Raw genomic sequence first — 21,160 nt, 5'->3', positions numbered from 1 at the left:
TACGAAATATCTAGGTTAATACATTCCTGTATATTTTTCGGATGATTTATTATGCCCTCGCTTGTTTTGTCATAATAAAAATCAAGAAAGGAGCTAAAGCAAGAGAGTTGATTGTGGTAATTTTTTGAGATAGTATTGCGATCTATAGCCAGCGATATAAGTGATGTGATATCGGAGCTTAACTCATGGTGTTTATCCCCGGGCGATAATAGCATAACCAAAATATCTTCACCTGTAGAAAAGTTTGGCAATTGACTAAAATATGAAAACTTATTCAGATCTAACGCCGTATTGCATGTGACGTCAACTGTTCCATCAAAGAACTTTTTTGCATCTTTGTCTGATTTTATCAGTATGAATTGGATATTTTCTACACAATTTATCTTTTCTTTCAGCTTAAAAAATTCATTGGTCTGCAGTTTATAGCCATTTTCCGTATTTTCACTAAAAAAATACGGACCAGCATACAAATTGTCATTTGTTTTATGTTTAGGTGAAAAATTAATTAGTGATAAATAGTTTATGAGGAATGGATCATAATATTTTGTATGTAAAGTGAAACTGTATTTATCATTAATTTGCGTAGGCTTTTTTTCGTGGGTAACGATGATAGAATTTTTTGATATCTATTCCCTTCATCATGTTGAATGAAATCAATAGCCCGAACGTAATCCTCTGCATAGACTTGCTCGCCATTATTCCAAAACAAGTTTTCTTTTATAGATATAGTTAGCTCTTTTTCATTTTGTTCTACATCCCTCGCTCCGATACAAATCGGTGTACCATTTTTTACACAAAAGAGTGGCAGCGCGCATTTGTGGTATACCTGCTCTCCGCTATAATCACAAATAGACCAGATATTATGTTTGTAAGGCAGTACATCAATGGCTATATTTATTTTTTTCATAGCCTAACTAACTGACTTTACTTAACAAGTCTGCATAAATTTTTTCTTTTTGTTTTAACAGCTGTATTTTTTCCTGCGTATACGCCAATTCTTCATGAATGGAGTCTCTGACCTCCTCGGACAACGTGATCTCGCTACGATTTAATTGGTTAAGGTAGTCGACGAAGACAAGGTCGCTTTCGTATGAGTTCTTTGATATATAAGCATGGTAATTTTTATAGAAACGTATCGCATGTTGCTGGGCTGTAAATCCCCCAGTGATCATAATATTATTGCTGTCGTTTCGAATTTCATGAACCCAGCCCGTGGGGACGTAAAGTATAGTGCTTGGAGTTAAGACATATTCTAATATATCAATATGTTTGTTGGCTAAATCAGTAACAGTTTCTTCGTTAAATAAGGATGCAGTCATGCTTATTTCATGGCGCTGCAGGGGAGATATAGCTCTAAAGGTTTTTTGGCCGCGGATCATTATAAGCCAAGCGCTTGTGGAGAAGCAGTCTATGTGAAGGTCGCAGTTTATTCCCTTTTTTCCAAAAAATATCCATCGGCGGTGAAATTGCATATTTTKAGGAAGACGAGAGATAAAGTCGTTTGGGTGAAACGCTGGGAAATTAATATCTTGATCAAGTTCGGGGGCATGTTTTTGATAACTCCAGCCTATCATGTAAGGAGCAGCTAAGTCGTTTTGAACTAGATCAATATATTCGGCTATAGGAATTTTTCTGGTAATTTTAGAAGGATCGCTCAAATCATCACTTACCTGACAGTAGATACCTACGCAGCGCTCTTTAAAAAAATCAAAGCTCCACTTTGTGTACGCAGGCATACCCATATCTAAATTTTTGTATTGAACTGGCAAAGTTTTGTCAAAAAACCGGTCTGCAAAACTCTCTTTGCTTGCTTTTATGACGTCTTCAGGTGATATTCGTATAATGGCCATCTTACAATCCTCCTCAGGCACATGAGAATACATACCCAAGAAAAAAACTCGGGTATGTATCTAATGGTCTTAGCAACGATGAGCCGCAAGCAGGATATCGCTATCTAGATCAACTTCTGCTAACTTGACGCTAGTAATCTCTAAATTACCATCAATATCAGATGCTTGCATAGGTGATAAATAACAGCGATATTCTTTACTTTCAAAATCTTCCATATTCATTCTCCCCAATAATATGGTTTCACGAATCAAAAGTACATACTTTTGATTCTTAACAGGGTAAATGAAATTTTAAGTTTTTCAATATATCTTACTGATAGTGTATTAGTGATAATATAATGCGTGGTTTGGAAGCTCTTCTTCACATTTTTACTGATTTAATAGGGATGGACTTTGAAGTCTGCACATAGCTTGTTTTGCAGCTTCTCCTCGGCTGTTTTTGTTTCTAAGTTGCTTTAAGAGTCATGGGGCAATTATTTAATAGGAAGGTGGAGATAGAAGTGCGCATTAGGGATCTAGGATTCCGTGTGGGGCTTTGCCTCAAAAAAATGAGAAGGTTAGCACGCGATGTATCGCGTGCAGTACCATTTTCCTTTGTAAGACTATTCTATTTCTTGTTTTTTCTCTTAAGAAAACAGCATTTCTTAGATTTTTGCGTATGAGTGATAATAGAGCAAAGATTATTCTCTCGTGAGTTCCCTTTTTTACTCAAAATGGACAAACTGTCTCAATGAGCAGAGGCCTATCTAAAAAGATCTCTGCTTGATTTGTTATTTATTTTTTCAATGGGATAGAAAATCACCACTTTTGAGTTAGCAAATAGATTTTATAGTGGTCATGAATTTATGGGAGATGTCACCAATATAATGTTTACTTGTTCAACTATAACTCTAGAAGAATAGGCGCATCGTGACTACGCTTGGCTTCGAATGAATAATACTCTCTACAGAATCTTTGAAATGCCTCAGCGGCAATTGGCTAAGAAAAGTGTTAGAGAATGTCAAGATGACGTTGCTTTATCGTTAGAAGTTTGATCACGGCTGCGTAGGCAATTCTAAAAGCAGCGTTTTCAGAAAATTTGAAATGGGTTTTGAGTGTGGTGCACAGCCGGTGATAAATTGGCGTGAATATAAGCGTACTTTTCCTGAAGGGGTGCATGAGTTTCTAAGTGCTGCAGTGGTTGTTGTTGCATGATTGGTGCATGAAATACTTAATGTGGGTGTGGGGGGAAGAGCAGAGCTTTTTATATCAAAATAATAAATTGACAAAAGGTAGCTACAAAATAGCTACAATGTGTACTTCATTCCAAATTTAATTGTTTTCATTGAATATAGGAGGTAAAGTTATGAAAACTAAAAGTGTGTATAAGCCACTGAAAAAAATCAAATTAAGCGGATTGATGTTACTGTTCTCAAATCCCGATCAAGTGAGAAAATGGCTGTTCGAGGTTCCCTTTACGAATTGAGGTTTTAAAATATACAAAGCTGTCGGCAAAAAAGCCGCTAGCTTTATAGTTTTTGGATATGTTAATGACGATAGATTACGAAGTTAAAAAGTTGCTTTATAGCTGTGCGGCAATGAGTGGGGTGCGACTGATTACAGGTTCCTTCCATGCTTTCTTTTTGTTGTCTATGGGCGTTAGTATAGCACAGTTAGCTTTGTTGCAAATTGTGTTTAGCGTGGCTATTTGTATTTTCGAAGTGCCTTGTGGGATTTTAGGAGATAAAATCGGCGTTAAACAAAATGTTATCTTATCATGTTTCTTTTTTTCGCTCTTCTTCTTTTTATGTATTTACGCGCCTAATCTTTCTATTTTAATTCCGGCAGAAGTTATTTATGCTTTAGGCTTTGCTCTATGTTCTGGCGCTGATAGCACATGGATTAAAGGCTTAATCGACGGCGGTGGTTACAAGGGTAGTTTGATCTATCACCAAGTAAACGCTTATAAGCGGGAACTGACAGCATTCATGAATACGGTTGCTGGTGCGCTAGGTGTCCTTATTGTTTTGTGTATGGATAATTATCAGTCGGCATATCATTTTTGTTCTTTCGGGTTTCTCGTGCTTGTATTCTTTTTTGGTCGGGTGAGGGGGATAGGTATTGCATCCGTTTCGGGTAGTCCGTTAATAGGTTCGAGTTCTTTGTTGCATGCAACAGAAGCTTTTACTTATTTAGTTACTTCAAAAATCGGGTTATATTATATATTGATATGTGGTTTTATTGTTGCAGCATTGCAGCCAATATTTCATTTTTGGCAACCTTTTATTTTGGGACAAACAGGAGTATTAGACAACGCAACGGGAAAGACTAAAGTTCTTATTCTTGGCCTGTGCTTTGTGTCTTATACTCTCGTAAAATACTTATTTAATCGCTTTGTAATTAAATATCTTATGCACAAATACGCTCCTATGGCGATAACTTTGTGCTCTCTTGTCCTGAGTGCTGTTGTTATGCTTGCTTTGCTTCTCGTTGCAAACAGCTGGGCACCTATTGTTTTATTCACCGTATTTCACAGTTTTTTTTCTGTTCCTATGACGCAGTTTGAGGCAGAATTTTTTAAACATATTCAACAAAAGAATGCAAATACGGTTTTATCCATTGTTAGTTTTATTGCACGTATTTTTGGTATTTTAGCGCTTGTGCTGATTGGTTGGTTGGCGAAGAGTGTTTGTATAGAAGCGGCTTTTTGTTTCGCCTTGCTTTGTATATGTTTCGTTATCCCGCTTAATTTGGCTTGGCTTTATACGGATAAAAAGTGAATAAAAGATGAGAGGGGTTGAGGGTGAAGATACAGTTGAATAGGGCCTTGCCTATGACTTACATAAAGACACAGGAAAAAATAGTATGTGGGTCAACTTATATGGATTTAGTCGAAATTAATAGCTGTCCATCGTTTTTAGGAGAGATGCTTGTCGATTTGAATGCACCAAATGATTGTGCTGCTATTAGGCAGAAATATCGCGAACGAACATATCAAAGTGCCTGTGTTTTCTGACAATTCGGTCGGCTTTGTTGTTTTACGTACGTAAGCAGCGAGTGAGCAAAGGTTAGCACTGGTGTATGATTTGCAGTACCAAAAAATTTTATTAAAAATATAAAAATGGATGTGCAAGACGAACAAGCGCTTGCTGAGAATCTTTTATCAACGACTGTAGCTGCTTGAGGGCATAATATTGTATAAAAAAACGCATGGCATGAAGTCCAAAAAAACAATTAAAGGTGCATTGCGCTTCTCTTTTAAGAATTGTGCATCTCCTTTTAGTTTAATGAGTACTCATTATGCATCCTTTACGCAAGACTTGCGATGGAAGGACTTTACGGAAAAAATCAATGCGTTTTATTTAAAAGATTCAAGCTTAATACGTTCTTCAATGTGGAAGGATATTTCACAATGTTTGTTGTGATGAAGCAATTGCTCTCTCTTGGTATGCCTCTGGCTATTGGGTTTATCTCGCAGATGATGATTTCCTTTACAGATGCAGCGCTTGTGGCGCATTTAGGTGTTCAAGCCTTAAGTGGTACAATGTTAGCTCTGAGTCTGTTTAGTTTTGTGATGTTGTTGGGGCTAGGGATTATTACTGCGGTTGCACCAAAACTTGCGGAAAGTTTTCGCAGACAAGATAAATATGCATTGAAGGCATGGTTTGATCAAGGAATATGGCTTTCCCTTTTGATTGGAATGATGAGTACGATCATTTTATTCAATACGAGGAATATTTTGTGTCTTCTTGGCCAAGATGAGGCAATTGCTAATATTGCGCAGGAATATAATAGTGGCGCTGCTATAGGGGTTGTGTTTTTTTATCTTTATGTAAATAGCCGCGGATTACTTTCAGCAATTGGTCATCCAAAGCCCTTAACTTGGATTATGCTTGCAGCTATCCCTATGAATTTTCTTATCTCTTGGCCGCTTATTTTGGGTATAGGTCCTGTAGGCGGATTAGGTGTCTTTGGGTGCTGGAATTGCGAGTAGTTTGATCCGTATTTTGATTGTTATGGCAGTGGCAATCATTCTGGCTCGCAATTCTACTTTTCATTCCTTTCACTTTCATTATTTGCGACCAAAGTTTGAGATTTCACGAATCATAAAGTTGCTGCTCGTAGGGTTCCCCATTGGTATCCGTATTCTTATTGCAGAAGGTTTTCCTTCTGTCATTGCATTCCTGATTACGCCTTCAGGGATCCAAGCTTTGGCCGCACATACGATTGGAATGCGTCTCGATATGCTTATTTCTGTGGTGGCTTTGGGTATTTCTAGCGCAGCTGCGACAATAGCAGCGTGGTATAGAGCAGATGGGAATCATATGGCTCTAAAACAGTTGCGTATGAGTGTCACAGTTTTTGCTGTAGCTTATGTCTTGTTTTTATCAGGGATTGTTTATCTCTCTTATGAATTTATCCTTACAACCATCTTTGATATTGCTGAGGTCAGAGTTGTTGTTTTCTCTTGGGAGTTGCTTCCATTCGTCTTATTGTCTTTTGCTTTTGGCACTTTAGGAGCTATGCTCAATGGCATACTTGTGGGCTTGCTTGATACGTTTTGGTCAACTATTGTTGTAACAATAAGCTATTGGGGGATAGGCTTATTTGGGGGAGCGCTCATGGCGTATGTTTTTGAATATGGCTTTATCGGCTATTGGCTTGGCATGATTGGTGCCAGTTTAATCGTTTCTCTCTTTAATTATATGCGCGTGGGGTATTTAATAAAACGCAATCCTATGTTTGGGGCGGGATGAGATTGAGGCGGGAATTAGTTGTTGGTGGCTATGAATGCAGGATTTTTGGCTTGTGCTGGAAGTGTTGTCGCGTGCATAGACACATTTGTGGAAAGTGCTGCGATTCAACATTTTAGAAGCGTTGGTCAGTATACACTGCGCTTAAGAAAGCTTTATTCAAGCTTATTACGAGTTTAGTCATCACTTTTTTTACGCTGAGGTTTTTCAAGGGCTTTAATTGCTTTATCAAAATCAGATTCAAATAATTTATCTTGAACGATGCGGTATTTTTCAAATTCAGTTTCGGCATGGTCTTTGACAATCTTTGCTGTGATTGTGCCAGAATTTTGTAAAATATTTCGATCATCTAGCTCAAGGTGCTTATCTAATTGTTTTGCCCAATCCTCCATAGTCATTGGTATTTTTCGAGTTGCGCTGCTCTCTGCTAAATCAAGATAAGCATTAACAATTAAGCCAAGCTGCTTAAGTTCATCTTGTGTTAGGTTGTTTTTAGCAATTGTGACATCGGTTTTTACAATTTTGCCATGTGGAGAATTCTCCCACGTTGCTAAGCCCATATGTTCTTTTTTGCTGTCTGCTCGCTTAAACATCAGTTCAGCTACTGTGTGTCCGTGCACAGCGAAATGCATACTTATTCTGAACTTTTGCGAAAAACTCGTGTGTCGTTGGCGCATCTTTGTTATAATCTATACTGGTTGTATAAATATGTGTAATTTTTTGATACCGTTCACTAAGGCGAAATTCTCTTATTTCAGCGAGTAAATGTTCTAAATAATCTTCATTAAGAGTCAGGCCGTTCTCAAGGTGCTTTTTGTCTATGACATAGCTTCTAATTGCAAAATCACGTAATATTTGCGTTGCCCATTGTCGAAATTGTGTCGCGCGTTTGGAATTAACCCGATATCCAACAGCGATAATGGCATCGAGGTTATAAAATTGAGTATTATAGTTTTTACCATCAGAGGCAGTTATCCGGAAAATCCGGATAACTGAGTTTTCATCTAATTCTTGAGTTTCAAATATATTTTTTAAATGTTCACTGATTGTACGTACATCTACACTGAATAACTCTGCCATGAGCTTTTGACTAAGCTAGATTGTATCATTTTCATAGCGAACTTCTATGCCGTCTTCACCAGCTTGTTGAGGGAAAATCAGAAATTCAGCAGTGCTATTGCGGATGGTTAATTTTTAGGGGGTATCTGATAGCTTCTTAAGACGCGTCTTTTGCTGCTGAATGTTACGAATTTTCTGTTGGCTGTCAAACGATATTGGCAAAAGGCTAAGGACAATGATTCACGCTCGTTTGCACTGTTTATATAAGAAGAAGATTAGCACGCGATATATTGCGTGCAGTACCATTTCCCCATCATGTTTGATACAATCAGCAGCTTAGAATGATGATAAGAACGATTTTGCTTTGATAGACGTTATATATTCTATAAAAATTAAGTTGATTAAAATATTTTTTGTGACATTCATGCATGGGATGGTACCATAATAGCGGGGCTTGATTGTGTTTTAAGTTGGTGTGTTATGGCTGTGAAAAATGGTAAACAAATAAAAAGTAAGGGGTCTAAGCCTGTTTCTGGTTTTCTTAAAAATTTGCGTGGTGTAAGCAACTGGCAGCAAGTTTTACAATGGCTTTCTTTTCGTAATGTAGAAGATATTGAGTGTATTACACCTGATCAAGCGGGTGTACCGCGTGGCAAGATGATGCTTTCTAAAAAATTTACATCGGAAACATCATTAGCATTGCCTTCAGCGGTTTTTATGGCAACAATTTCAGGAGATTATCCTGAGGATGGTCATGGTTTTGAATATCCCAAAACCGATGGTGATTTGCGTCTTGAGCCTGATTTGTCTACGTTAAGTATTGTGCCATGGGAAGATGCCCCTACAGCTCAGGTGATTTGTGATCTTGTCTATCAAAATGGACAGGTGGTCGATTATACACCGAGAAATGTTTTGCGAAAAGTTATCAATTTTTATACGCAAATGGGTCTAAAACCAGTTGTTTCACCAGAAATTGAGTTTTATTTAGTAGAGAAAAATCCTGATCCTGATTATCCTTTAGTTCCCCCCGTTGGTCGTTCTGGACGTTCAATTGGTGGAGGACAGGGCTATTCAATTGCTGGTGTGAATGAGTTTGATGAGTTTATTGATGATATTTATCATTTTTCCGAAGCGCAAGGATTGGAGATTGATACGCTTATTCACGAGGAAGGGGCAGGTCAGTTTGAAATCAATTTACGCCATGGTGATCCGATAGAATTGGCTGATCAAGTTTTTATGTTCAAACGGACAATTCGTGAAGCAGCACTTAAACATAATATGTATGCAACTTTTATGGCTAAACCCATTCAAGGACAGCCGGGTTCTGCGATGCATATTCACCAATCAGTCGTTGATAAGAAGACAGGGATGAATATTTTTACGCAGGAAGATGGTGGAGAAAGTATTTGTTTTCGCCATTTTATTGGTGGATTACAAAGACATATGGCGGGGGGACTTGTCATGCTTGCGCCTTATGTAAATTCTTATCGACGTCTTATGCCGGATGTTTCAGCACCTGTTAATTTGCGATGGGGATATGATAATCGTACTACAGCATTTCGTGTCCCTCGTTCTGCTCCTCAAGCACGACGTGTCGAGAATAGGCTTCCTTCGTCAGATGCGAATCCTTATTTAGCCCTTGCTGCTTCTTTAGCGTGTGGTCTTATTGGTTTACAGCAAAAAATTGAACCGGATGAGCCAACAACAAATAATGTAAATGCTGATAATATTGAGTTACCCCGTGGTCTTATTGAAGCGGTTAATTTATTTGAACAAGATACAGAAATACGTGCTATTCTAGGAGATGTGTTTGTTAGTACTTATGCTGCAATCAAACGACAAGAGTTTGAAACTTTTATGGAAGTGATTAGCCCGTGGGAGCGCGAATATCTCTTGCTTAATGTTTGAGGTTTACCACGATGATTGGCTCTAATCCAATTTCTCCAGGAATATCTTGGTATGAAGATACTTTAGAAGAACGCCCCTCTTATCCTTCTTTTTGTGAAGATAGACAGTGTGATGTGGTCATTATTGGAGGTGGATTTACAGGACTTTCAGCTGCTTATCATTTAGCGAACGCTGGAGTAGATGTTGTTTTGTTTGAAGCATCACGTTTTGGTGATGGTGCTTCGGGACGCAATGGTGGACAACTGGGAACGGGGCAACGGCAATGGGTCGAAACATTAGAGAAAAAATATGGTTTTGAGCGTAGTAAAGTGCTCTTTGATTTAGCAGAAGAAGCTAAAAGAGATATTTTGTCTTTATGCACGATGTCTGATTTTCAGCACGATTTTATGGCAGGACAGCTTTCTGTAACCCATAAAAGGCGTGAGCTTCTCTCTTATCAACGGCATATTGAAGTGATGCAGCGTTATGGTTATCACGCGCTTACTTTTATGGATAGGGCTGAAACATTTGCGCGACTTGGATCGTCTTTTTATTGTGGTGGTATTTATGATGCGGATACCGGCCATATAAATCCCTTAAAATTGATTGTTGGGTTGGCAAAAAGAGCCAAAGATGCTGGTGCTAAGCTTTATGAGAAGACACAAGTAACAACTGTAAAGAGCAAGGGTGCTCATTGGAAAGTGATAACAGGAAAAGGGAGCATAACAGCAGAGCATGTTTTACTCGCAACGAATGGGTATAAACTTGGGCTTCAGCATTTTGTTCAGAAAAATATTGTTTCTATTCGCTCTTATATTGGAGCAACGGAACCATTACCAAAGAACAGTTCAATTCTCATGGGGGGTGAATCGGTGGATGATTCCCGTTTTATGGTTCGCTATTTTCGAAAAAGCATTGATAATCGTCTCTTATTTGGTGGTGTAGAAAGTTACAATAATAAGAATCCTGTAAATTTAGAAGCGCGTATAAAACAGCAAATTGCTGAAATTTATCCTCAATTACACTCGATCAATCTTAGCCATCGTTGGGGGGCAACGGTTGCCATTACGGTTGAACGTATGCCTTATGTTCGCCAACTTTTTTCAAGGATGACTTATTGTGGCGGTTATTCAGGGCATGGCGTTATGCTTGCTCCTTTTWTAGGAAAATTATATGCAGAGTGGTTGACTGGGCATCATGAACGTTTTGCTCATTTTCAGGATTTGAAGATTTCATCCTTTCCGGGAGGAAACATTTTGCGTTATCCGCTTATATTTTTAGCAATGCGTTGGTTTTCTTTAATGGATCGCCTTTAACAGAAACATTGATTGAAATGTAGAAAATTAATAGCTTATTTAGTCTCTGTCTGCTTTAATAATGGAAGCTTTTATAAGTGATATGGGATTGCATAATAGAATAGAAAAATAAATAAGTTCATGGTAAGTAAAATTATTCCAGTTTCTCCCTTTGATTGTATTGTTTTTGGTGGCAATGGTGATCTAGCCTCACGCAAACTTATGCCTGCTCTCTATCATTGTCAGTGTGTTGGGCAATTGAGTGAGCCAACGCGTATTATTGGGATTGGGCGTTCTGCATGGAGTAATGAAGAATATCAAACTTTTGTTTGTGCATCTTTAGAAAAACATGTTCATCCAAAAGATCTTAACCAAATTGAACTTCATCGTTTTCTTACACGTTTAACTTACATTTCTGTTGATATTACCTCACATCAAGGATGGCAAGATCTTGCGCTGGTGCTGTCACAAGATTCAGCCGATATTCGCGCTTTTTATTTGGCTGTTGGTTCGTCACTTTTTGCTGATATCGTGATGAAATTGGGGGAAAGCAATTTGGTCACACCACAAACACGAATTATCATTGAAAAACCTATTGGCCGTGATGGAGAAACAGCTGCTGAACTCAATGACATATTTGCAAAAGTATTTCATGAAGATCAAATCTTCCGCATTGATCATTATCTTGGGAAGGAAACTGTTCAGAATTTAATGGCATTGCGATTTGTGAATACACTTTATGAACCGCTATGGAACTCCAACTATATTGATCATGTTCAGATAACCGTTGCTGAATCTTTAGGTTTGGAAGGGCGTACAGAATATTATGAGAATACAGGTGCTCTACGCGATATGGTTCAAAACCATATGCTGCAACTGCTTTGTTTGGTTGCGATGGAAATACCATTTATCAACAGTGCCAATGCTGTGCGTGATGAAAAACTTAAAATTTTGCATTCTTTAACACCTCTTGATGTGCATAATGTAGGGCAGAACACTGTGCGTGGGCAGTATCTTGCGGGTCTATCAAATGGTATATCTGTAGAGTCTTATTTCGATGATTTGGGAAAAGAAAGTGAGAGCGAAACATTTGTTGCGCTTAAGGTTAAGATTGATAACTGGCGTTGGGCAAATACGCCTTTTTATTTACGAACTGGTAAGCGCATGTTCACGCGAATGTCTGAAATTGTTGTTGTATTTAAACCTATTCCTCATAATATTTTTAATGTAGATACGGATGAGATTTTTTCTAATCGGCTTGTTATTCGTCTCCAGCCTGATGAAGGTGTAAAACAATGGTTGATGATTAAAGATCCAGGTCCTGGTGGTATGCGGTTTTGTCATATCCCCTTGGATATGAGTTTTGCATCTGCATTTTCTCAGCGTAATCCTGATGCTTATGAACGCTTATTGATGGATGTTATTCGCGGAGATCAAACACTCTTTATGCGTCGTGACGAAGTTGAAGCGGCTTGGCGTTGGATTGATCCTATTCTTGAGGGATGGCAAGCTGCAAAGCAGCCTATTTATGAATATAGTGCGGGATCATGGGGACCATCTGCTTCCACAGTTTTGATGGAACGTGATAAGCGTATATGGAATAATTTAGTTTAGAGTAATAAGCAATAAGTATGCATGGAATGAATATTGACCGTTTAAATTTTGAAACACCCACGACTCTTGCTTTAGCGTTGGCTGATCGTGTTGCAGCAGAGCTTAGTATAGCTATTCTGGAGCGAAAGCGCGCGATTTTAGCCGTATCTGGTGGTAAAACGCCAGAATTGTTTTTTCATTATTTATCAAAAGCGGATATTGATTGGCAAAATATCATTATCACTTTGGTCGATGAACGTTTTGTTTCTCCACACGATGAACGTTCAAATGAACATATGGTACAGCGTTATTTGTTACAAAATTTTGCAACGAAAGCACGTTTTGTAGGACTTTATCATAAGGCACGCACCGTTGAACTTGCTGCTTTTTCAGCAGCAAGTCGTGTTAATACTTTGCCTAAACCCTTTGATGTTGTTGTTTTAGGAATGGGGATTGATGGACATACGGCTTCCTTTTTTCCTGATGCTGATCGCTTAAAGCAAGCACTTGATCTTCGAACACAAGCACTTGTTTTACCACTTCATGCCAAGAGTGCTGTTGAGCCAAGACTCTCACTCACTTTGCCCGTTATTATACAATCTCGTTGCATTATTCTCCATTTCGAAGGTTTTCAGAAACACGATTGTTTTGAAGAAGCGTGTCAAGATGGGGCTGAAATAGAAATGCCGGTTCGGGCGATTTTGCGAAATTCTCCTCATCTTGTTCAGGTTTATTGGTCGCCAGCAGAAAATGAAATGAGTGAATTAGAAGATGAGAAACAAGGTGAATAGAAACGCAATCTCTCTTTAATGAATGAGGGGGAAGCATCAAATGAAGGGGGGAAGTAAATATGGCACTTTCCAAGACAATTGCCACAGTTACACGAAGGATTTATGAACGCTCTCTACCAACACGAGAGATTTATTTAGATCGTATCGCGAATGCACAGGCTGATCGTCCCAAGCGGAGTTTTTTGGGATGCGCCAATCAGGCTCATGGTTTTGCTGCTTGTGGTGCAATAGACAAAGAGCGTTTGAAGGAAAATATCGTTGGGAATATTGGCATTATCACGGCATATAACGATATACTTTCAGCCCATCAACCTTTTGAAAAATTTCCTCGCTTAATTAAAGAGGCGGCCCGTATGGTTGGTGGTGTTGCACAGGTAGCAGGGGGAGTTCCTGCGATGTGCGATGGTGTTACGCAAGGGAATGCGGGGATGGAGCTTTCCCTTTTTTCGCGCGAAGTGATTGCAATGGCGACAGTTATAAGCCTATCACATGATGTTTTTGATGCAGCATTGTATCTTGGGGTATGCGATAAAATCGTCCCCGGTTTATTGATCGGTGCATTAACATTTGGCCACTTACCAGGAATTTTTATACCTGCTGGTCCTATGACAACGGGTCAAGGGAATGATGAAAAAGCAAAAATACGCCAACTTTACGCGGAAAATAAAATAGATCGCCAAACCTTGCTGGAATCAGAAGCTCGTTCTTATCATGGGCCAGGGACATGTACATTTTATGGGACGGCTAACTCAAATCAGGTGATACTGGAGATGATGGGGCTGCATATGCCGGGAGCTTCTTTTGTCAATGCGAATACACCGTTGCGTGATGCTTTAACAAAAGAAGCCACAAAGCGTGTACTTGAAATGACCGATCTTGGTGATCATTATAGACCACTTGGTATGATCATTGATGAGCGTTCTTTTGTGAATGCCATTGTAGGATTAAATGCAACAGGAGGCTCTACCAATCATACGATCCATTTGATAGCTATAGCTGCAGCTTGCGGTATTCAATTGACATGGCATGATATTGCAGAAATTTCATCCGTTGTACCTCTTTTAGCGCGAATTTATCCAAATGGTTTGGCTGATATCAATCATTTTTATGCAGCAGGGGGGATAGGATTTATTATTCGCGAGCTTATTGAGGCCGGTTTAGTGCATGAAGATGTTTCTACAGTTTTTGGTAAAGATCTCAATACTTATGCAATTGAAGCAAAGCTTTCTGCGGATGGCTGTGTGGTGCGTGAAGCTGCTCTTAAGGAAAGTGGTGATCATAAGGTGTTAGCAGGGTGGAAAAAACCATTTCAACCTGACGGTGGTCTTCGTGTTTTGTCGGGAGATTTAGGAACCGCTATTATAAAAGTTTCATCCGTTAAACCAGAATATTGGCAAATTAAAGCACCAGTCCTTGTCTTTAATGATCAAGAAGAGCTTCAAAAATCTTTTCAATCTGGAGCATTACATGATAAAGATTTTATCGCTGTTATTCGCTATCAAGGACCAAAAGCCAATGGTATGCCAGAGCTCCATAAATTAACCACCATTTTAGGGGTTTTACAAGATCGCGGTCAAAGGATAGCATTGATAACCGATGGACGTATGTCCGGAGCATCAGGAAAAGTTCCTGCTGCCATCCATGTGACACCAGAAGCTTTGGATCATGGCCCTATTGCGCGTTTACAAGATGGTGACATTGTTTTCCTTGATGTTTATGGGGGGAAATTAACTCTTTTAGAGGATTTAGCAAAATTTAACGCGCGAACAATTACACCTCCTGATCTTACAAAAAACGAACAGGGTGTTGGACGCGAACTCTTTCGTGTTTTTCGTCAATCGGTTAATCGTGCAGATCAGGGAGCATCTGTTTTTATGACATGAGGAATGCAAAAAGAAACAAGATGAACCACCTGCAATCAAACCATATACAATGAATTGTTACAGTTCTTAGAATTTTGGTATAGGAAGATTGTGTAATCGGGCGGCGGCTTTGAGTGTATTAACCATAAGCATGGCAATTGTCATGGGCCCAACGCCTCCTGGAACAGGGGTGATTGCAGCAGCTTTTTCTTTTACGTTTTCAAAATCGACATCTCCAACAAGACGGGTTTTTCCTACACCTTTTTCTGGAGCTGGAATGCGATTAATGCCTACATCAATAACGATAGCATCCTTTTTAATCCAGTCTTTTTTAATCATTTGTGGGCGTCCTACAGCTGCAACGAGAATATCGGCGCTCCGACAGACATCATCAAGGTCACGGGTACGACTATGGGCAATTGTCACAGTAGCATTGGCTGCTGTTAAAAGGGCTGCCATAGGTTTTCCAACAATATTAGAGCGTCCAACAACGACAGCATCAAGTCCAGATAAATCTCTCCCACAATGTTGTTCAATCATCATCATAGCACCAGCTGGTGTGCAGGGAATAATAGCATCTTCAAGTGCATTTGCTGCGAGTTTTCCTACATTGACATAATGGAAACCATCAACATCTTTTTGGAAAGCAACGGCCTGTGTTATGCGGTTTGTATTGATATGGGCAGGGAGAGGCAATTGTACCAAAATACCATGAATTTTGGGATCAGAATTTAATGTTGCAATAAGTTGAAGGAGCTCTTTTTCTTGTGTTTCTTTAGAAACAACATGTTTGATTGAAAGAAATCCACATTCTTCAGCTTTTTTATTTTTTGAGGCGACATAGACTTGGCTTGCGGGATCATCTCCAACGATAATAACAGCGATACTAGGCTGTATATTATAGTTATTGCGGAGTTTTGTGGTTTCAGCCTTAACTTTCACAATAATCTCTTCAGCAAGTTTTTTTCCGTCGATAATATTATTCATGAGAGAGATCCTTTCGGTAAGGCTGTTTGTTTTTTTGTAAAGCATTTTCTAAGAATACGATAGAGTTTTATAGCAATATTCATATGAGAACAGTAAGAATGGTTTGATAATGTTGTGGATTTATAGTTTTAGCGGACCTTTAAATAATTGCTTTATAAAAAAGCAGCAATATTGCTGTTTGAATAAACTTTGGATAAAGAACAAAAATAATGAAAATACAAAATAGATAGGGTGAATTGTAAGGTTATAAGAAGCATTTTAACGATTATTTAAGCTTATTTTAAATCTGTTATAGGGGGGTACCTGTAGAGGGATATCGTGTATATAAGAATAATAAAATTTTTGAGCGGAATTTTTATTACAATTATCTTTTTATTTGGAGTGGGGATTCTCGTTTTACCTTATCTTGTCTCTACGGATGCGATTCGTGTTCGTTTAGCGCAAGAGTTGAGTGCATGGACCGGTTATAATGTGCAATTGCGTGATCCACCACGGTTAAATCTTTTTCCTTATCCTAAAGCATTCCTTTCCGGTGTTACTTTATCATCAAAAATGGATGATGTTGCGCCATTAATGGAAGCAGAATCAATAGAAGTTGATCTTTCTGTCGTCGATCTTCTTTGGGGACGTATTTCTTTTTCAGAGACGCGGATTGTGCGTCCTCAATTTGTTATGGAAAAGCCCGTTAAAACAATGGCAGATTTTTTTGATCGGTTTTCTCGTTCACAAGGTGCTTTAGGATTAGCCATACGCAAGGCGCGTGAAATATTAAAACATGATCCTGAACATCCAGAGATAGAACACCTTTTAAAACAACCTTTTGGGCGGGTTTTTATTGAAAATGGTGCGCTTGTGTATCATGATAGCTTTTCAGGAGTAGCAGAAAAAATAACAGGATTAAATGCGACTTTAGATTGGCCAGAATCGACTCAGGAAGTACGGTTGCGTGCAGATGCTCGTTGGCGCGGAGAATTTACAAAATTATCAATTGATGCTTCCCAAGCACTATTGCTTTTGGCAGGAGGAAAAAGCCAGATTAAGGCAAGTCTTAATTCTGTGCGTGGAGGAATAACTTTTACAGGACAGGCACGGTTATCTGAATATTATATTTTTGACGGAAAGGTATCGATGCGTTCTCCGAGCTGGAATCAGACTTTGTCTTGGCTTGGAGGAAGTCAGTTTTGGGGACATAGATTAAAAATACCCATTGTATGGGAATCTCATTTTTTAGCGCGGCCAATGCATATCCAAATGAACAATGTTACATTTACGATGGGGGAAGCCAATGCACGTGGGGCTTTGGAATTTGATTTTCAAGATCATGTACCAAATGTCATGGGCTCTTTAGCATTTGATAAGCTAGACCTTAAGCTCTTGGGCTCAATTTTTTCCGTTAAAAAGAAAAATTCATTCTTTGATATGGCGCTTTTTGATCGTATTGGGGTGGATATACGACTTTCTGCGCCACAAGCCAAAATAGAAAATATTTCACTCACAAATTTAGCTGCTGCAATACAAATAAGAAATGGGCATGGGATTTTTGATCTTGGACATGTCAATATTTGGGGTGGGTCTGTTCAAAGTAATATTGAAGTTACACCATCTGGACAGAAGATACGTATTGGGGGAACGATGTCAGGGTCTTCTATTGATACGCAGGAGGTTTTAGAAGCCTTAGGATTTATTCCATTTGTGCAGAGTAAAACAAATTTTACCACAACGATACAAACACTTGCGGATTCTTGGATGGAAGTTTTTACAAAGATGCAAGGTGGATTAACATTGAAGATGTCCTCTGGTCGGCTCTTAGGGTATGATTTGAATGAATTACAAAGAAAACTCTCAAGCGAACAACAATTTCTTTTAACGAGAAAAGATTCTCTTTCTACAAATTTTGATCACTGGGATATTCAGGCAAGCTTTTCAGAAGGTATGATGAAGGTGACAGAGTCATTGATGCGTACAGCAGATTTGAGTTTATCTATACAGGGGGCTGCCAGAACGGCTCTTGCTCGAGGGCAACAGAATGAATTGATATTACAGGCACAATTGCGCAAAAATCATAGGTCAGAAACTTTATGTAAAGACGTTGAGTGCCTTGCTAACAGCCTTGCATGGCCTTTTACATTTTCTCTGAACTCTAAAGGACAAGATCATGGTAATTTTTTGATTACAAAAGACATTGATACAAATTAAGCATTGTTTTTCATCTGTATAACATTCTATTCTATCATAATAATTCGTCTATTTGCAATTTAAAGTCATTTTTAAATTTAAAGAAGAGGTTTCAATATCGTAAGCTTCTCTCATTTTAAATCTATTCATGATGAAACCAAAAATATTCCTCTCCATTATTAAGTGCAATTGGTATATAGATAAAAGATTGAAGAGAGAAATAAAAACGCTTCTCTATGAAATCTTTCTCATAAGATGAGTGCAAATCTTAGAAAATTGCTAACAAACATTTTGTTGCATTAAAACTTTAGGGCATATCGGCCAGTTCTTATTGAATTTGAGAAGAAATACCATAGCCATCTTTAGTAACTGTATGCTTTTCATCTGCTCCAACAGAACCAATCCCCACCGTAATCAAAATAAAGGCTAAGAGGGTTGTAACCGTAATAATGGTAGCTTTTTTAGCAGACATATCTTTCCTCCACTGATGCATCAGTCACTGAATGCAAAGATGAATGGTGTATTATTAAAACTTTTATGAAAGCAGAATCACTTAACGATCTATTGGTTCCCACCATTATCTCATAAAGCTAAAAAACTCTATAATTCTTTAATATATTATAGCTCTATAGATATAATTTTTTCTTTTTGTTATATATTTTTTTCTTTTCTTGATGACGATAATGAGCATTGGCAAGATTTTATGCGTATAAATTATAAACTTAAAAGATTATTTATCCGACAAACATTAGCTTTGAATGAAGAAATAAAGATAGAGGGGGCACAAGCTTCTTATCTTGTACATGTTTTGCGGATGAAAGAAGGAGCGGAAATTCTACTTTTTAATGGACAGGATGGTGAGTGGCTTGCTAAACTTATCATTGTTAAGAAAAAATTTGTTGTGGTTCAGCTTATTCATCAAGAAAGATTACAAACGACGCATTCCAATCTTATTTATTGCTTTGCTCCACTCAAAAACGCGCGGCTGGATTATATGGTGCAGAAAGCTGTTGAAATGGGGGTATCGGTTTTGCAGCCTGTTATGACGCATCACACACAGGTTACACGTATCAATATGGCGCGTATGGAAGCCAATGTTATTGAAGCTTCTGAACAATGTGGCATTTTATCTCTCCCTGAATGCGTATCAGCTCTATCATTAGCAGAACTTTTAGCACGCTGGGATGAGACACAGCCTCTATTTTTTTGTGATGAAGAGCATAAATCGCACAATCCATTATCTTCTTTTAAAAAGCATAACGTTACAACGCCTGGTGTTCTTATTGGACCAGAAGGTGGGTTTAGTGAAGAAGAGCGGAGTTGTTTAAAAAAGCATCCTTTTGTCGTTTCAATATCATTAGGTCCACGCATTTTACGCGCTGACACTGCCGCTGTTGCGGCTTTGGCACTTCTTAATGCTACCGTGGGGGATTGGTCAATGGATTGAGATGTTTGTAAAATCATTCTAAACAATTCATTTAAGATGATAACACCATTGATAGGATACGATAAGTTATGGCGCTTGATATAACGGATGAAAGTGAAGTTTATAACTTAGATTCCTTGGTTAGTTATTTCCAAGGAGGATATAAAGCAGAAGATGATTGGCGTATTGGTACAGAACATGAAAAATTTCCGTTTTATAGAGAGGGGTTTCGTCCTGTTCCTTATGACGGAGAGAGGGGAATCCGAACGCTGTTAGAGGGGATGCAAAGCGCTTTAGGATGGAAGCCTATTTTAGATGAAGGGAATATTATTGGGCTCGTGGGATCAGTTGATCAGGGGGCTATTTCTTTGGAACCTGGAGGACAGCTTGAATTATCTGGGGCTCCATTAAAAACAGTGAGCGATACATACCATGAGTTGATGGAACATTTAGCTCTTCTCAAGAAAATTGCAGAACCATTGGGTATTGGTTTTTTGGGGATAGGTGCTAGCCCAAAGTGGACGTTAGCTGAAACGCCGAAAATGCCTAAATCACGTTATCAAATCATGACTGATTATATGCCGAAAGTCGGGCATAATGGTCTTAATATGATGTATCGCACATCAACAGTTCAGGTTAATCTTGATTTTTCATCTGAGGGCGATATGCGGCGAAAAATGCAAGTATCCATGAAGTTACAGTCTATTGCGACCGCATTATTTGCAAGTTCACCTTTTACAGAGGGACGTCCAAATGGCTTTTTGTCATGGCGTTCTGAAGTTTGGCGTGATACAGATAATCAGAGGACAGGCATTCTTCCCTTTATATTTTCTGAGCGTTTTGGTTTTGCTGATTACGTTGAATGGGCCCTTGATGTTCCCATGTACTTTGTTGTACGTGATGGTCGTTATTATGATTGTACACATATAACGTTTCGTCAGTTTATGAATGGAGCATTAAGAGGACAAGTTGCAAATTCAATTCCAAACATGGGAGATTGGATTAATCATTTATCAACGTTATTTCCTGAAGTCCGCTTAAAAAGATTTTTAGAAATGAGGGGAGCTGATTGCGGTTCTTGGGGGCGCATCTGTGCATTGTCGGCTTTTTGGGTTGGGCTTCTTTATGATAGAGAAGCGCTTAACGAGGCAGAGGCTTTGACCAAAGATTGGTGTTTTGAAGAAGTTTTAGAGATGCGCCAACGTGTTCCCAAAGAAGGGTTAAAAACACCTTTTCGTCAAACCATTCTTTTAGAATTAGCGCGTCAAACTATCGCTATTGCTCGCAAGGGCTTAAAAAATCGCAAACACTATGATGCAAATGGTTTTGATGAAACAAATTTCCTTAATCCTTTAGAAAAAATTGTGGCAACGCGGCAAACAGATGCTGAAAAATTTTTATCCCATTATTCTTCTATTTGGGATGAGTCTGTTGAACCTATATTTTCAGAATGTGCCTATTAATTAAACGCGAAAATACTTTGTACTTTTTTAAAAAATGCA

18 protein-coding genes are annotated in these 21,160 nt (G+C 38.5%); 11 read left to right on the top strand and 7 right to left on the bottom strand.

All coding sequences use genetic code 11. From position 1 onward, the window contains the following. Positions 1 to 520: 520 nt before the first annotated feature. From CER18_RS03385 to CER18_RS09990, 3 genes are all read right to left on the bottom strand, one after another. A complete protein-coding gene (locus tag CER18_RS03385; protein ID WP_100128695.1) occupies positions 521 to 907 on the bottom strand; it encodes a hypothetical protein in 387 nt (128 codons plus the stop codon). 7 nt (positions 908 to 914) lie between these two features. Then, positions 915 to 1,850: a cupin-like domain-containing protein gene (locus CER18_RS03380; RefSeq protein ID WP_100128694.1), complete on the bottom strand. Its 936-nt coding sequence runs from the start codon at positions 1,848 to 1,850 to the stop codon at positions 915 to 917. Between the two features lie 69 nt (positions 1,851 to 1,919). Then, complete coding sequence (locus CER18_RS09990; RefSeq protein ID WP_180299373.1) at positions 1,920 to 2,072, bottom strand: hypothetical protein; 153 nt, start codon at positions 2,070 to 2,072, stop codon at positions 1,920 to 1,922. Between the two features lie 1,307 nt (positions 2,073 to 3,379). Here CER18_RS09990 and CER18_RS03375 point away from each other — a divergent pair. From CER18_RS03375 to CER18_RS10400, 3 genes are all read left to right on the top strand, one after another. Further along, a complete protein-coding gene (locus CER18_RS03375; RefSeq protein ID WP_100128693.1) occupies positions 3,380 to 4,609 on the top strand; it encodes an MFS transporter in 1,230 nt (409 codons plus the stop codon). Between the two features lie 632 nt (positions 4,610 to 5,241). Next, a complete protein-coding gene (locus CER18_RS10405; RefSeq protein ID WP_245410036.1) occupies positions 5,242 to 5,823 on the top strand; it encodes an MATE family efflux transporter in 582 nt (193 codons plus the stop codon). Continuing rightward, positions 5,795 to 6,586: an MATE family efflux transporter gene (locus CER18_RS10400; RefSeq protein ID WP_245410035.1), complete on the top strand. Its 792-nt coding sequence runs from the start codon at positions 5,795 to 5,797 to the stop codon at positions 6,584 to 6,586. The genes CER18_RS10405 and CER18_RS10400 overlap by 29 nt, the downstream gene beginning before the upstream one ends. Positions 6,587 to 6,759: 173 nt before the next feature. Here CER18_RS10400 and rhuM (CER18_RS10685) read toward each other — a convergent pair whose 3' ends face one another. Further along, positions 6,760 to 7,215 carry a RhuM family protein gene (rhuM, locus tag CER18_RS10685; protein ID WP_246787104.1) on the bottom strand — a complete coding sequence of 152 codons (456 nt, stop codon included), beginning with the start codon at positions 7,213 to 7,215 and terminating at the stop codon, positions 6,760 to 6,762. Continuing rightward, positions 7,181 to 7,663, bottom strand: a complete 483-nt coding sequence (rhuM, locus tag CER18_RS10680; protein WP_208439235.1) for a RhuM family protein — start codon at positions 7,661 to 7,663, stop codon at positions 7,181 to 7,183. The genes rhuM (CER18_RS10685) and rhuM (CER18_RS10680) overlap by 35 nt, the downstream gene beginning before the upstream one ends. Before the next feature lie 459 nt (positions 7,664 to 8,122). Between rhuM (CER18_RS10680) and CER18_RS03350 the strand changes: the two genes are divergently transcribed. The 5 genes from CER18_RS03350 (at position 8,123) to edd (ending at position 15,091) form a co-directional block, all read left to right on the top strand. Further along, positions 8,123 to 9,550, top strand: coding sequence for a glutamine synthetase family protein (locus CER18_RS03350; protein ID WP_100128690.1), 1,428 nt, complete (start codon positions 8,123 to 8,125; stop codon positions 9,548 to 9,550). 11 nt (positions 9,551 to 9,561) lie between these two features. Then, positions 9,562 to 10,845: an NAD(P)/FAD-dependent oxidoreductase gene (locus CER18_RS03345; protein WP_100128689.1), complete on the top strand. Its 1,284-nt coding sequence runs from the start codon at positions 9,562 to 9,564 to the stop codon at positions 10,843 to 10,845. A 120-nt stretch (positions 10,846 to 10,965) separates the two neighbouring features. After that, positions 10,966 to 12,438: a glucose-6-phosphate dehydrogenase gene (gene zwf / locus CER18_RS03340; RefSeq protein ID WP_100128688.1), complete on the top strand. Its 1,473-nt coding sequence runs from the start codon at positions 10,966 to 10,968 to the stop codon at positions 12,436 to 12,438. 17 nt (positions 12,439 to 12,455) lie between these two features. Continuing rightward, positions 12,456 to 13,208, top strand: coding sequence for a 6-phosphogluconolactonase (gene pgl, locus CER18_RS03335; protein WP_100128687.1), 753 nt, complete (start codon positions 12,456 to 12,458; stop codon positions 13,206 to 13,208). A gap of 59 nt (positions 13,209 to 13,267) precedes the next feature. Continuing rightward, complete coding sequence (gene edd / locus CER18_RS03330; RefSeq protein ID WP_100128686.1) at positions 13,268 to 15,091, top strand: phosphogluconate dehydratase; 1,824 nt, start codon at positions 13,268 to 13,270, stop codon at positions 15,089 to 15,091. A gap of 66 nt (positions 15,092 to 15,157) precedes the next feature. Here edd and folD read toward each other — a convergent pair whose 3' ends face one another. Beyond that, positions 15,158 to 16,057, bottom strand: coding sequence for a bifunctional methylenetetrahydrofolate dehydrogenase/methenyltetrahydrofolate cyclohydrolase FolD (gene folD, locus CER18_RS03325; protein ID WP_100128685.1), 900 nt, complete (start codon positions 16,055 to 16,057; stop codon positions 15,158 to 15,160). Positions 16,058 to 16,375: 318 nt separating this feature from the next. Here folD and CER18_RS03320 point away from each other — a divergent pair, with 318 nt between their 5' ends. Next, positions 16,376 to 18,253 carry an AsmA family protein gene (locus CER18_RS03320; protein WP_100128684.1) on the top strand — a complete coding sequence of 626 codons (1,878 nt, stop codon included), beginning with the start codon at positions 16,376 to 16,378 and terminating at the stop codon, positions 18,251 to 18,253. A gap of 307 nt (positions 18,254 to 18,560) precedes the next feature. Here CER18_RS03320 and CER18_RS09985 read toward each other — a convergent pair whose 3' ends face one another. After that, the gene (locus tag CER18_RS09985) at positions 18,561 to 18,704 is read right to left on the bottom strand and encodes a hypothetical protein (protein ID WP_180299372.1); all 144 of its coding nucleotides are present in this window, start codon (positions 18,702 to 18,704) and stop codon (positions 18,561 to 18,563) included. Positions 18,705 to 18,935: 231 nt separating this feature from the next. On the opposite strand from CER18_RS09985, the gene CER18_RS03315 reads away from it, so the two are divergent. Both CER18_RS03315 and CER18_RS03310 read left to right on the top strand, forming a co-directional pair. Further along, the gene (locus CER18_RS03315) at positions 18,936 to 19,679 is read left to right on the top strand and encodes a 16S rRNA (uracil(1498)-N(3))-methyltransferase (RefSeq protein ID WP_100128683.1); all 744 of its coding nucleotides are present in this window, start codon (positions 18,936 to 18,938) and stop codon (positions 19,677 to 19,679) included. A 68-nt stretch (positions 19,680 to 19,747) separates the two neighbouring features. Continuing rightward, positions 19,748 to 21,121 carry a glutamate--cysteine ligase gene (locus CER18_RS03310; protein ID WP_100128682.1) on the top strand — a complete coding sequence of 458 codons (1,374 nt, stop codon included), beginning with the start codon at positions 19,748 to 19,750 and terminating at the stop codon, positions 21,119 to 21,121. Positions 21,122 to 21,160 lie beyond the last annotated feature (39 nt).

The organism is Bartonella tribocorum (assembly GCF_002777915.1).
Taxonomy (GTDB): Bacteria; Pseudomonadota; Alphaproteobacteria; order Rhizobiales; family Rhizobiaceae; genus Bartonella; species Bartonella tribocorum_A.
The sequence above is the reverse complement of the archived record's forward strand: the minus strand, read 5'-3'. Positions and strand labels throughout refer to the sequence as shown.